We start from the raw sequence: 13697 nt of genomic DNA, 5'->3' as shown, positions 1-13697 counted from the left end.
TAAGCTAGAGAAATCCCCGTAGCGATCCGGCGCACTCCAGCGTCCGGAAATCTCTACACGAACGTCCTGAGGAGGACCCAGTGGCTAAGGCCAAGTTCGAGCGCACCAAGCCGCACGTGAACATCGGAACGATCGGTCACGTCGACCACGGCAAGACCACGCTCACCGCAGCGATCTCGAAGGTGCTCGCCGACAAGTACCCGTCGGCCACCAACGTGCAGCGCGACTTCGCGTCGATCGACTCCGCTCCCGAGGAGCGCCAGCGCGGTATCACGATCAACATCTCGCACGTCGAGTACGAGACCCCGAAGCGTCACTACGCTCACGTCGACGCCCCGGGTCACGCCGACTACATCAAGAACATGATCACCGGTGCTGCCCAGATGGACGGTGCGATCCTCGTCGTCGCCGCCACCGACGGCCCGATGGCTCAGACGCGTGAGCACGTGCTGCTCGCCAAGCAGGTCGGCGTTCCCTACCTGCTGGTCGCGCTGAACAAGTCCGACATGGTCGACGACGAGGAGATCCTGGAGCTCGTCGAGCTCGAGGTTCGCGAGCTGCTGTCGTCGCAGGACTTCGACGGCGACAACGCTCCCGTCATCCAGGTCTCGGGCCTCAAGGCGCTCGAGGGCGACGAGAAGTGGGTCGAGAAGATCGTCGAGCTCATGGACGCCGTCGACGAGTCGATCCCCGACCCGGTGCGTGACAAGGACAAGCCGTTCCTCATGCCCATCGAGGACGTCTTCACCATCACCGGCCGTGGCACGGTCGTCACGGGCCGCGCCGAGCGTGGCACGCTGGCCATCAACTCCGAGGTCGAGATCGTGGGTCTGCGCCCGACGCAGAAGACGATCGTCACCGGTATCGAGATGTTCCACAAGCAGCTCGACGAGGCCTGGGCCGGCGAGAACTGTGGTCTGCTCCTGCGCGGCACCAAGCGTGACGACGTCGAGCGCGGCCAGGTCGTCGTGAAGCCCGGTTCGGTCACCCCGCACACCAACTTCGAGGGCACGGCGTACATCCTGTCCAAGGAGGAGGGCGGCCGTCACAACCCGTTCTTCACGAACTACCGCCCGCAGTTCTACTTCCGCACCACCGACGTCACCGGCGTCATCACGCTGCCCGAGGGCACCGAGATGGTCATGCCCGGCGACACCACCGACATGACGGTCGAGCTGATCCAGCCCATCGCCATGGAAGAGGGCCTCGGCTACGCGATCCGTGAGGGTGGCCGCACCGTCGGCGCCGGCACGGTCACGAAGATCATCAAGTAACTTCTTCTGAAGTTCCTTCGACGGATGCCGCGGCATCCGTCACCGACAGGGGTCGGGCCTTCGGGCCCGGCCCCTTTCGCATGCCCTGGGCTGCATGGACGTCGGTCCTTGTCCCCCAAATGGCCGGGTTGACGACCATTGGCTCGTCCAATTAGCGTCAAGGTAGCTCAGAGCGGATCTTCCGATCGGCCCTGATTTTTTTGCCCGAGTACTCGTCCTGCCCGGGTTCCGTGGCCAGAGATGCTTTCGTCGGGGTGACCGAAGCATCCCGACCAGGGGCGCTCTTCGGCGCGCCTTTTCAGGTGGAATGACGAACTCAAGACGTCGGGGGAGGGAGCGCGGTTTGTCGCGCCCTGCCGCCGTTCTCGTCAGCGTCGGTCTCATCGTCGGTCTTATCGGCACGCCGGCGGGCGCCGTCGCCGCGCCGCATGCACAGGCCGCGGCCGTCGATGCCGATCCCGGAATGACCGCGCCGTCCCCGGATGCCACGGCCCAGCCGACGCCGGCGCCGTCGCCGTCTCCGTCTCCGTCTCAGGAGCCGGATCCCGCGCCGTCCTCGTCGCCACAGCCGGAACCGGCGCCTTCGCCGGCTCCGTCGCCGTCGTCGCCGGAAGTTGCCGTTCCTGCGCCGACGACGCCGGCCGAGAAGGCCGACTCCCCGCCCGCTGCAGCGCCCGAGGCCGGTTCTCCGGCCCTCGACGAGGCCGACGTGGAGGCGGGGCCGGGGATCGCGCCGCGGGCGCAGATCGGGATCATGGCCGCGGGCGATCCCGAAGCGGGTGTCGAGGTGTGGAGCGAGACATTCGAGGAGGGACTTACCACCACGACGCCGACGGGCATCAGCACGTACGCGAGTGGTCGCTACACCGCCTCAGCGGCTTGGGCGAACGGCGCAAACTGCACCGGGGTCCTCGTGAACTACACGGCTGTCTACCCCAACAGCGGCTTCTGCCCGTCGGAGCCCATCCTCGGTGGAATCGCAGGGAGCAGCACGCTCGGCGCCCGCGAGACCCGACGGCTTGCCGACGTGGCCGGGCAAGTGGGCGCCGGCGTGACCGGCAGCTCTTCGGCCACGAGCCCAGTCGCCGGTTCGACGGCCTCCACACGCACGAACCACGCGCTCACCTCGGCGCCGTATGCGGCCATCGGTACCGGGAACACCCTTGTGCTCCGCTCCGCCGCGGGCATCGGCGTGAGCGCTCCGACATCGCGGTACTACACCTTGCGCGTCGACGTCGCCGGCGACGAATGCGCGAACAACCCGGCATCCCTCACCTTCACCTTGCTGTCCGGGGGAACCACGTTCTCGCCGTTCACCGGGCCCGTCGTCCCCTGCACGAACGCCGTCGGGACGTACTACACGAGCACGCCGGCGCTGGCGGCGACGGGCGGCGGTCTGGACGGGACGACCACTGCTGGCGCGGCGCTGACAGCTTCTGTGCGCGCCGGCACGTATACGGGATCCTCTGCAGTGCTGCTGTCGCCTGCGCAGGCCGCGGCGGCGCAGGTCAACGTGACCAACAGTGTGACCTCATCTGTCGGCAACGCATTCGCGATCGACAACATCCGCATCCTCGACGTCACTCCGAGCCTCGACATCGCGTTCAGCCCTCCGTCCGTGGTCGCGGGCACGGCGAGCACGCTCATCTACACCGTCACGAACACCTCGGAGCTGGCGGCGAAGACGGACTGGGGCTTCACCAACACCCTCCCGAGCGGCTTGGCCATCGCGCCGGCTCCTGCGGTGGGCGGCAGCTGCGTCACGGCGGGGGGCGCGGCTGTCACGGCGACGGCGGGATCCGGATCGGTCGCGGTCACAGGTGGGGACCTGGCCGCCGGAACCGCCTCGTGCACGATCACCGTCAATGTCGTCTCCCCGACGGCGGGCACCTACACGATCACACCGGGAAGCGTCTCGACCTCGCTGAACGCTCCCGAGGCGGCGGTGCTCACGGTCACGCCGGCCAGCACGATCACCGTGCGGAAGAACATCGCCTCGCGGGTGAGCGCGTCCGACCAGTTCACGCTGTCGCTGCGCAGCGGCACGACGGTGCTCGCGTCCGCGACGACGACGGGCACCGCGACCGGCCTGCAGCCGGCGCAGATCACGCGGCAGGTCGTTCAGCCCAACGCGACCTACACGATCCACGAGGCGACCACGACGGGAGCAGGACTCACCTACTCGAGCAGCTATGAGTGCGTGCGCGGAACCACCGTGATCGCCGCGGGATCCTCGCCCGCCGGCACGATCACGATGCCGGCAGACCAGGGCGCCGAGATCGTCTGCACATTCACCAACACCCCGCAGACTGCGCGGCTGGCGTGCGACACGAGTCACATGTACTCCGTGAGCCCGACCGGGGCGCTCGTCCAGGGTGACATCGTCGCGGGAACCACCGCCGCGGTCGGCACCTGGACCGGCGCGACGAGTGCCAACGCCCTGGGTGTCGGCGCCGGTGGAAGCATCGCGTACGCCCTGGAGCGCAGCGCCGACGGGACGGACGTCACATCCGTCCTGAAATGGACACCGGCGGCAGGCTTCCAGACGATCGCGGGTTCGGCGTACACGACGGTCGCGGGCAGCACCACCATCGACGGGAGCATCGTCGCCGGCGCGATCGACCTCTCCGGCACCCGGTACTACTTCGGCAAGTTCGTGAACTCGCAGTTCTACCTGTGGAGCTTCACGGAATCCAACCCCGCGACATCCCGTTTCGCCTTCGTGGGCTCGTTCGCCACGGGCACGGCGCCGAACGGCAACGGCGACCTCGCCTTCGACGCCCGCGGGAACCTCTACGTCATCGGCGCTGCGACGGTCAACAACGTCTCGAGCGCCGCCATCTACACCGTGAGCGCCCAGACCCTCGCCACTGCTGCCGGCGGAACGCTCGCCGTCGCCGCGTCGACGACGAAGGCGCTGGCGGGCACCGACGCGTCGCCGGCCTTCGGCAACGTCAACGGCATCGCGTTCTCTCCGCGAGGGACGGTCTACCTCTCCAGCACCACGAGCGTGTACGAGTTCGATGCGTCGACGTGGACGCGCGTCGCCGCCACGCCGCGCATCGCGGTCGACTCGACCGACCTCGCCGGCTGCACCTCACCCGCGACGATCACGGTGCTGAAGAACACGGTCGGTCGAGCGGCTGCGGCCGATCAGTTCACGCTGACCCTGGCGAGCGGCGCCACTCCGGTCGCGACCGCCACGACGGCCGGCTCGGCGACCGGTCGCCAGCCACAGCAGATCGGCCCCGTGCCCGCGGCGGTGGGCACGACGTTCTCGGTCTCGGAGGCGATGGCGGCCGGCTCGGCCTCGCCGATCTCGGTCTACACGACGGCGTACGAGTGCTGGGCCGACGGAGTGCGGCTGAGCAACGGCACGACGACGAGCGGCACCGTGACCATCCCGAGCCGGCTGAGCGTCAACGTCGTGTGCACGTTCTTCAATTCACCAAGGCCGGTGACCACCGTCACGGTGACCAAGCAGATCGCCGACCCGGCGACGGGGGCGCTGAATCCGGCGCCCGGTTGGACGCTCGGTGTCACGGCGACTGCGACCGCGGGAACGGCGACGGTGCTCCCCAGCGAGTCGGCGACGCAGACGACGGATGCCTCGGGAACCGCGACATGGACGGTGCTGTTCGGCTCCGTTGGCTCGCGGGCGACCCTCGTGGTGTACGAACAGCTGCAGAGCGGGTTCACCTTCGCCCGGGCGTCGTGCACGGTGAACGGCGCCGCGGTGCCCGTGACGTTCACCACATCGGCGGGAGTGGTGCGAGGAAGCATCACCGCTGTGCAGTCCGCCTCGGCCGTCGCCTGCACCTTCGTGAACAACCCGGTCGCCGTGCTCACTCTGGCCAAGGAAGTGGGCTTCGGCTCGGCTATGGCTTCCGACTGGACACTCTCGGCGACGGCTCCCGCGGGGGCGCTCACCGGTCCGGCGGGAAGGAGCGGCACTTCGGGGGTCTCGGCTGTGCCCGTCACACCCGGCGTTCCCTACCGGCTCGCCGAGACCGGAGGAACGGCGCTCTACGTCCAGGTCGGAGGATGGCGCTGCCTGACGAGTACGGGTGCGACGGTTCCGGTGACCGCGGCCGGCGACGTGACGCTGCCGCAGGGCGCGTCGGTCACCTGCACGGTGGTCAACTCCACGGCGACGATCACGCTGCTCAAGCAGGTCCAGAACCCGCAGCCGGGATTCGAGCCCGATGACTGGACGGTCACCGCCACTCCGGCGGCTCTGGCCGGCGCTTCTCTTCCCACGTCATCGCGCCCGGGAGCGGAGTACGTGCCTGGTGGCAATGCGGCGAGCACCTTCGAGGTGCGCCCGGGCCACGGCTACACCCTCTCGGAAGAGGTGACGGCGGTCGACAGTCGCCTCGCCTACCGCACCTTGAGGCTGGAGCGACTCGATTCGAACGGCTGGACGCCTGTGGCCAGCAGGGCGATCACGGCGCCGGCGCCAGGCCAGAACGCCACCTACCGCTTCGTGAACGCACCGCTCGCGCCGACCACGCTGCCGCTCACCGGCGGGCCCAGCGCGGATGCGTTCCTGATCTCCGGCTCGGTCGTCCTGGCGCTCGCTCTCGCGTGGGCCCTGTGGCACCGCCGCCGCGTCCGGGGCCGCCTATGAGCCGCCGGCCGCGTGCCCCCGACCCTTCTTCCGCTTCCCTTTCCGCAACACCTCGAAATCACCATCACAAGGAGAATCAGATGCCCACGTCCATCCTTCGGCGGGTCACCGCCGCAGCGGGGGCCCTCGCCCTCGGGGCGGTGGCGGCGGTCGCCGCCATCGCGCCGGCGCAGGCCGTCACCCTGCCCGGCAACATCGACCCCGACCAGCCGCGCAGCCTCACCGTGCACAAGTACGCCCTCGGGCCCGAGAGCCCCCTGAACATCGGCACCGGTCAGGAGCTGCCGAGCGTCGCGGGCACCCCGCTCGCCGGCGCTCAGTTCACGGCAAGCCTTGTCGCCGACGTCGACCTCCTCACCCCGCAGGGCTGGACCGCCGTAGCCAACCTCACGCCGGCGCAGGCTGCGGCGCGACTCGACCCCGCGAACACGTTCGTTTCGACGCTCTCCGACGGGACCGGCGAGGCGGAGTTCCTGGACGAGGACGGAAACGTCATCAACCTCCCGATCGGCCTGTATCTCGTCACCGAGACGACCGTGCCGGCCGCGGTGACCAACCCGGTCGCGCCGTTCCTCGTGACGCTGCCGTTCCCGACGGGCCCGAGCGGTGCCCCCGCGAACGAGTGGATCTACGACGTGCACGTCTACCCCAAGAACGCGGTGACGGAGCTGACCAAGACGCGAGTCCCGGCTCCGGCCAACTCGGTCGAGGCGCGCAACCCCGACCTCATCCGCTGGGCCATCGCCGCGAACATCCCGACGCTCGCCGCCGGTGACGTCGTCGAGGACTTCGTGCTCACCGACACCATCCCGGCAGAGCTCGAGTACGTCGCCGACCCGCCGACGGGCGTGGCACCGAGCAACGTCGTCGTCACCAACCCGGCCGGTCTGCCACAGACCTTCGTCGCCGGCGTCGACTACGAGCTCACGACCACCGGGTCGACCTCGACCGTGGAGTTCACGCCGGCTGGCCTCACCCGTCTGACGGCGCTTCAGGGCGGCACGGTGACGTTCAACGTGCTGACGCGCGCGATCGCCATTCCGGCCGACGGCCGCATCGTCAACACCGCCACGGGTATCGTCAACGGCTCGACCGAGACGGTCACCGGCACCACGCCGATCGGCCAGCTGACCGTGTTCGCCTTCGAGGCGGTCAACGGCAGCGAGCGCACCGGCCTGGCGGGGGCGACGTACCGCGTGTACCTCAACCAGCAGGATGCGGACCGCAACGAGAACTACATCGTCATCGACGGCATCTCGGAGTGGACGACGGGTGCTGACGGCTACGTCGAAATCCCGATCATCACGCCCGGCAACTACTGGGTCCGTGAGGTGTCGCCGCCGGCCGGCTTCCAGCTGCCGACGCCCGACCGCATCCTGACCCAGGTCGTGGCCGGCGAGAGCTCGACGGTGACGCCGGTGCAGAACTACGTCGAGTTCCAGCACGCCCAGGTTCCCGCCTTCGCACTGCCCCTCACGGGTGGCGACGGCGGTCTCTGGTTCGGAGTCGGCGGTGCGGCGATCCTGGTCATGGGCCTCGGTGCCGCCGTGATCGTGGCCCGTCGCCGGGCGGCTCAGGCGCGCGTGGCCGCGTAACATCGGCCGTATGACACAGGCGGGGGTGGGGCGTTCCGACGCCCCGCCCCCGTCGTCGTCACTCGGCGCCGACGAGCGCCCGCGTGGGTGGCGGATGCCCGTCGTCCCGACGATCATCGCGGTCTTCTGTCTCGTCGGGGCCGCGCTCCTGCTCTACCCCTCGATCGCCGGCTGGTTCGCGCAGTACGAACAGTCGGCTCGCATCGACGGGTACGCCCAAGACATCCGCGACCTCGGCGCCGACACCCTTCGGGCGGAGCTGGAACGGGCACGGGAGTACAACGCGAACATCACCGGCGGTGCCGACATCGCCGCGAACGAGCGCCTGCCCCTTGCCGAGCCGACCGACGAGGCGTTCGAGTACGGCTCCGTGCTCGTCGCCGACGCCGACGGACTCATGGCCCGCTTGAAGATCCCGTCCATCCAGCTCGATCTGCCGATCTATCACGGCACGAGCACCCGGGTGCTGGACCACGGCGTCGGTCACCTGCAGGGGACCGCACTCCCGGTGGGCGGGGCATCCACTCATTCGGTTCTGACCGCACACCGGGGTCTCGCCACGGCCGAGCTCTTCACCCACCTCGACCGCGTCGACGTCGACGACACGTTCACGATCGAGGTGTTCGGCGAAGTGCTGAGCTACCGGGTGATCGAGACGCAGGTCGTGCAGCCCGAAGACACCGAGTCTCTGGTCCCACAGCAGGGCGCGGACCTGGTGACCCTTGTCACCTGCACGCCCCTCGGCGTGAACAGCCATCGCATCCTCGTCACGGGGGAGCGGATCATTCCCACGCCCCAGAACGACCTCGATGACGCGGGCAGACGACCGGACATTCCCACGTTCCCCTGGTGGGCGGTGATCGCCGGTGGTGCTCTCCTGGCCGCCGTCGGATACGTGTGGGTGTCCGGACTTCCTCCTCGCGTGCGCGTCATCCCTCAGTCGACCCCCGAACCCACGGGGGAGCCCGCCCCGGAGCGCACGGCTCAGTCCTGAGCTGGCCGGAGCCCTGGGCCTCCGTCGACCCGGGAGCGGATGTGGAGGCTTCGGACGGAGCGGGAGGATGCTTCGAGCCGCGGCATCCTCCGATCACGCACATCACCTCCCTTTCTCCGCACCAGCGTCTGCCCCTCCGCGGCCTTCCTCGAGCGGATCCGGAGGAGAAACCGGGGACGGGAGGAAGCTTCGGGCGGCGGCATCCTCCGATCACGCACAGCACCTTCCGCATCACGCGCCCTCACCGCGCCAGCCTCTGCCCCTTCACGCGGCCGTCTCGAGCGGATCCGGAGGAGACGAGAGGGATGGGAGGATGCTTCGGGCTGCGGCATCCTCCCATCACGCACATCGCCTCCCGCCCCACACTCCGCATCGGGTCATATGCAACCGACACTCGAGCGCATGCGGAGGCTTCCGGCAGGTTCTGAGGATGCTTCGAGGTGAGGCATCCTTCCGATCCGCACATCACCTCCCGTTCAGCACAGCCTCACCGAGCCAGGTGCAGCCCCTGAGCGACGGCGCGCATCACGAGGTCCTGAACTTCATGCCAGCGGTGCACAACCTGGGCGTAGCCGACCCGGATGACGTGGTAGCCCATGAGCGTCAGAGCTGCGTCGTGGCTGATGTCCGACTGGCGCTGCGCGTCGACATGATGTCGAGGATGCGGCGTGCGGCCACCGGCAACGAGTAGCGCGCCATCGTATGGGGGTCGGCCTGAGCGGTTCTGAATGCCGATTCCCACACGACGAGGGCTTCTTCGTGCGGGAGGCACCCGGCGATCAGGGCGAGTGTGTTCTCGATGGAATCGACCAGCGATTCCGGATGCCGCGGCACCAACGGTTTTGCCCAATGCACGCGGGCATCCAGCATGCCTGCCCTCCCGGAGTGCGGTCGCGCCGCCACGTGTGTTTCTCGAGGCTCGTGAAGGACGAACAGGCCCGCCCGCTTCGCCTGGGTCACGCAGGTGAGCACCACGCCGCGCTCCGCCGCGGCGACCAGAACGGGATCTGCGGATGCGAGCGCGACCCACCCCTTCCGTACCCGCTGCACCGCGCCATGGTCCAGAGCGCGCTCCAACGTCCTGCGCGAGTGCCCCGCAACGGCCAGCACCGACACCGGGGCGATGCCGTCGTGCGAGACCATCGTGGCGAGCAGCGCGTCCTGCGCCGACCTGATTGGCGCCTGGTGTGACTGAGTCCGGCTCACAACGCCACTGTCGCGCAGCTGCCGGCGCCGCGCGCACGACGGTGCCGAGCTCGTGGACGGATAGCGTCCGCCCTGGCCTGGGGAGGAGCCATCCGCCCCCCGCGAGTGCTCGAGCTTGGAGGAGATGTCGCAAACCGGAGGAGGCAGATGCCGCGGCCGACCTCCCGTTCTCCACGACTCCTCCCGTCTCGCCTGCCGCGGCGAGGACCGATGTCGGAGGAGATGTCGCAAACCGGAGGAGACAGATGCCGCGGCCGACCTCCCGTTCTCCACGACTCCTCCGGTCTGCCTGCCGCGGCGCGAGGGGTGGCGCCGGCTGCCGTGGCGACGACAGAATGACGGGGATGCCCCGCGGGGGCGCAGAAGGAGCGGACATGGGTATCGACGACCTCGTCAACCAGGGCAAGGAGTTCCTGGACCAGAACAAGGACAAGATCAATGACGCGATCAAGTCCGAGAAGGCCGAAGGCGTGAGCGACCAGGCACTCGACGCCGCCGCGGAGTTCGTGAAGAAGGTCGCCCCCGACAGCGTCGATCAGCACGTCGACGGAGTGCGCGACAACATCGACAAGGCTGTCGGCAACGAGTAGGACTCAGCACGCGTCGGAATGGCCCGGTCGACCCGGGTCATTCTGCTGTTACGGCGGCGGTACGCGGCGGAAAGCCGGATCCGGACGACGGTCCCGAACGGGTACTTGACGGGGCTCGGCTGCGGGCCTACGGTTACCTCACAACACGAATCGGCCGTACCCGAAAAGCGGCCGACGCTTGTGGTAAGCATCGTCCTGTGACGAGCCGGAACATGCTGGGAGGAGCTCCGGCCCGGGGTGCCTTGCGTCGCTGACGACCAAGGGTGATGCGCATGCTCGTTGCAGAAACGCGTGCATCTCGAGTGACGCAACGTCGCCCGCTCGGACGCACGGTGCGCGGCGGCGTGTGGCGCCGACCTGGGGAGGCGGCGCCCACGCCGTATGCGTGGGAGGGGGTGGGTGGCCCCCAAGGTCCACTTCCTCCCACTTCCAAACCGGGTTTCACCCGGCACTCGAGCCCCTCGCCCCCGACGGCGAGGGGCTCGACGTGTGGAATCGCGCGGGGCCTGAGGCAATCTTGAGCGTTCATTCACACGATGGTTTTGCTCCCTTGTGAAAGCGTGCGATAGCGTCGGCAACGGTGCTTGGAGAGCGGGCCCGCTGAGATCACTGGGGTGATCGACGTGGGACTGGGGCCGCGAAAAAGCACCCTGTGCGGAGCCGCGCTTCTATCCGAGAAGCGCGGTCTGGGACCGCACAGTGACGCACTTTCTGGGGAAGTGATGCAGAAACGCATTAATAGTCGCGCCTCGCGCAAAGAAGTACGCCGGAGCCTGCGACGCCGATTGCAGGGACGCCGTGCCGTGCTCACGACGCTCGCGGCATCGGTCGTCGGCGCACTGGCCGTCGCCGGCATCGTGCCCGCGCTCGCGGCGGATGCCACGCCGACGCCGACGCCGACCTCTGCCGCCGACTCGACCCCGTCGCCCTCCGCGCCGGCAGTGACTCCGGATGCCGCGACGCCGTCTCCGACCACGGATGCCGCCACCCCGGCGCCCACCACCCCGGCGCCCACCACCGGGGCGACCCCGACGCCCACGCCGTCGAGCACTCCGACATTCGTGCCGCGCCTCCTCGCTCCGACGACCGAAACGGCCTCGCCCCTCGCGAGCACCACGACCACGACTACGACCACCGCCCTGACGTGCGCGGCGAATACGTTCTATTCCGTCTCCAGCGGCGGGACGGTCTACAAGGTCGTTCAGGGCGGCGGTCGCACCGAGATCGGCGGCTGGAGCAACGTCGACGGCAACGCGAACGGGCTTGCCATCGGCGCGAACGGCACGGTCATGTACGCCATCAAGCGTGGCGGATCGAACGCCGAGAACGTCGACCGGATCCTCCGCTACACGCCCGCGACCAACTCCTGGCAGTCTGTCTCGAACACGTCGTACTCGACCGGCAACAGCACGTCTCTCGTCGCCGGAGCGGTCGACCTCAAGACCGGTCGCTACCTTTTCGGTGGCTACGACGCCGACAACGGCAACCTTCTCTTCAAGCTCTACTCATTCAACCCCGTTACGAACGCGATCAACTACGTGGGCTGGTTCGACACCGGGTGGGATTCGAACACGGTTGCCAACGGCGATATGGCGTTCGACTCTGCCGGCAACCTCTACGTCGTCCGCAGTGGCAGCAAGGTCAACGTCTATACAGTCACGGCGGCCACCTTGTCTGCGGCGAACGGCGGCAAACTCGCACGCTCCGAGACCAAAGCGATGGACCTGCCCGGGCTTTCGAGCGTCAACGGCATCGCGTTCGACGGCGACGGCACCGTCTTCCTCGGAAACGGCGACACCGCCACGAAGTTCAACCCGACGACCTGGACGAGCGTCGGCGCCTCCAGCAGTCTGTCGGGCAGCAGCACCGACCTCGCCAGCTGCAACTCGCCGGCGAACCTCACCGTCAAGAAGAACGTCGTGGCGCGCGCCGCGGCGAGCGACCAGTTCGTCCTCGCTGTGAGTAGCGGCCAGACGCAGGTCGCAACGGCGACCACGACGGGAACGGCGACGGGTGTCCAGTCCGAGCAGATCGGGCCCATCCCGGTGATCGCGGGTACCAGCTACACCATCAGCGAAGGCATGGCGTCGGGATCCAGCGCGAACTACGCGAGCGCATGGTCATGCGACAACGGCGCCTCCGGGACCGGAACGAGCGGTACGGTCACGATTCCGAACACGTCCGGCGCGAGTGTGGTCTGCACCTTCACGAACAGCCCTCTCAACGCATCCGTCACGGTGAGCAAGACGGTCCAGGACGCGAACGGCGGCAACGCGCAGCCGGGCGCCGGCTGGACGGTCGGAGCAGCGGTGGCGGCGACCAAGGGCAGCGCGACCGCAACGCCCTCGGCTGCCACACAGACGACGAACGCTCAGGGCTCGGCCTCGTGGTCGCTGCGCTTCGACGCCACCACCTCTCGAGCGACCGTGACGGTGTCGGAGCAGCAGAAGCCCGATTATCAGTTCGTCAGTGGCAGCTGCACGATCACCGCGCTGTCAGGAGCGACGCGCACGGTCACGCTTCCGAGCGCCGACGGCGCGAAGATCACGGATGTCGCGCCGGGCGACAACGTCGCCTGCGGGTTCGTCAACAAGGTCAAGACGACCTCGCTGACCCTCGTGAAGAAGGTGTCGTTCGGGTCCGTCGCTGCGAGCGAGTGGACGCTGAACGCCGAGGCGCCGACCGGTGCGCTGGCGGGACCGAAGGGCAAGACCGGGACCCCGCAGACCACCGCGATCCCGGTGACGGCCAACAAGCCGTACGCGCTGAGCGAGTCCGGCGGTCCCGCCACCTATATGCAGGTCGGCGACTGGAGCTGCGTCGACGGCGCGGGCAAGGCGGTCGCGGTCTCGGCCGGAGCGGTCACCCTTGCGGCCGGCACGCAGGCGGTCTGCACCGTGACGAACGCGACGGCGAAGCTGACGCTCCTCAAGCACGTCAGCGACGCGAGCCTCAAGCCGGGGGACTGGACGATCACCGGAAAGCCCGGCGGCGCGCTGCCGACGGTCAGCGCCACCGGAGCAGAGACCGCGTCGCCGGCGAACACCTTCGAGGTTGCGCCGAACACGGCGTACACGATCTCGGAGGCGCTGACCGGCGGCCCCGGCACCATCGCCTACCGCCAGCTCGGCATCGAGCAGCTGCAGGCGGACGGCAGCTGGAAGTCCGTCACCTCCGATCAGGTGACGGTGGCAGCCGGAGCCCATGCGACGTACCGCTTCGTCAACGACAAGGTTCCCGCCGTAGTCCTTCCGCTCACGGGAGGCACCAGTACCGATGCCTATCTGTATGGCGGCGTCATCGTCCTCCTGCTCGCAGGGATGCTCGCGGCACTCCTGCTGCGCAGAACCGTAGCGGTCCGTCGCGCCTGAGCGCCGGCATCCGCTCCCGAAACCACGGCCCGGTGCG

General features: G+C 68.7%; 7 protein-coding genes. 6 read left to right on the top strand and 1 reads right to left on the bottom strand.

All coding sequences use genetic code 11. The features are described 5' to 3' along the window. Positions 1-80 precede the first annotated feature (80 nt). The 4 genes from tuf to WYM_RS15375 all read left to right on the top strand — a co-directional run bounded on the left by tuf (position 81) and on the right by WYM_RS15375 (position 8493). Positions 81-1274, top strand: coding sequence for an elongation factor Tu (tuf, locus tag WYM_RS15390; protein ID WP_019181737.1), 1194 nt, complete (start codon positions 81-83; stop codon positions 1272-1274). Between the two features lie 343 nt (positions 1275-1617). Continuing rightward, the gene (locus tag WYM_RS15385) at positions 1618-5904 is read left to right on the top strand and encodes a prealbumin-like fold domain-containing protein (RefSeq protein WP_020424293.1); all 4287 of its coding nucleotides are present in this window, start codon (positions 1618-1620) and stop codon (positions 5902-5904) included. 80 nt (positions 5905-5984) lie between these two features. Then, entirely contained in the window at positions 5985-7499 is a 1515-nt protein-coding gene (locus tag WYM_RS15380) for a SpaH/EbpB family LPXTG-anchored major pilin (RefSeq protein ID WP_019181736.1), read from the top strand. 10 nt (positions 7500-7509) lie between these two features. Next, complete coding sequence (locus WYM_RS15375) at positions 7510-8493, top strand: class C sortase (RefSeq protein WP_202802645.1); 984 nt, start codon at positions 7510-7512, stop codon at positions 8491-8493. A gap of 603 nt (positions 8494-9096) precedes the next feature. Here WYM_RS15375 and WYM_RS21825 read toward each other — a convergent pair. After that, positions 9097-9636: a hypothetical protein gene (locus WYM_RS21825; RefSeq protein WP_019181733.1), complete on the bottom strand. Its 540-nt coding sequence runs from the start codon at positions 9634-9636 to the stop codon at positions 9097-9099. Positions 9637-10073: 437 nt separating this feature from the next. Here WYM_RS21825 and WYM_RS15365 point away from each other — a divergent pair, with 437 nt between their 5' ends. Further along, entirely contained in the window at positions 10074-10289 is a 216-nt protein-coding gene (locus WYM_RS15365; RefSeq protein WP_019181732.1) for an Rv0909 family putative TA system antitoxin, read from the top strand. An 803-nt stretch (positions 10290-11092) separates the two neighbouring features. Then, the gene (locus WYM_RS21220; RefSeq protein WP_020424292.1) at positions 11093-13660 is read left to right on the top strand and encodes a hypothetical protein; all 2568 of its coding nucleotides are present in this window, start codon (positions 11093-11095) and stop codon (positions 13658-13660) included. Positions 13661-13697: the final 37 nt, after the last annotated feature.

This window comes from Microbacterium yannicii PS01, assembly GCF_000304335.1.
Classification (GTDB): domain Bacteria; phylum Actinomycetota; class Actinomycetes; order Actinomycetales; family Microbacteriaceae; genus Microbacterium; species Microbacterium yannicii_A.
The sequence above is the reverse complement of the archived record's forward strand: the minus strand, read 5'-3'. Positions and strand labels throughout refer to the sequence as shown.

Coding starts and splice junctions, on each gene's coding strand:
- WYM_RS15380 (WP_019181736.1), top strand. CDS start 5,985: ATGCCCACGTCCATCCTTCGGCGGGTCACCGCCGCAGCGGGGGCCCTC.
- WYM_RS15375 (WP_202802645.1), top strand. CDS start 7,510: ATGACACAGGCGGGGGTGGGGCGTTCCGACGCCCCGCCCCCGTCGTCG.
- WYM_RS21825 (WP_019181733.1), bottom strand. CDS start 9,636: ATGGTCTCGCACGACGGCATCGCCCCGGTGTCGGTGCTGGCCGTTGCG.
- WYM_RS15365 (WP_019181732.1), top strand. CDS start 10,074: ATGGGTATCGACGACCTCGTCAACCAGGGCAAGGAGTTCCTGGACCAG.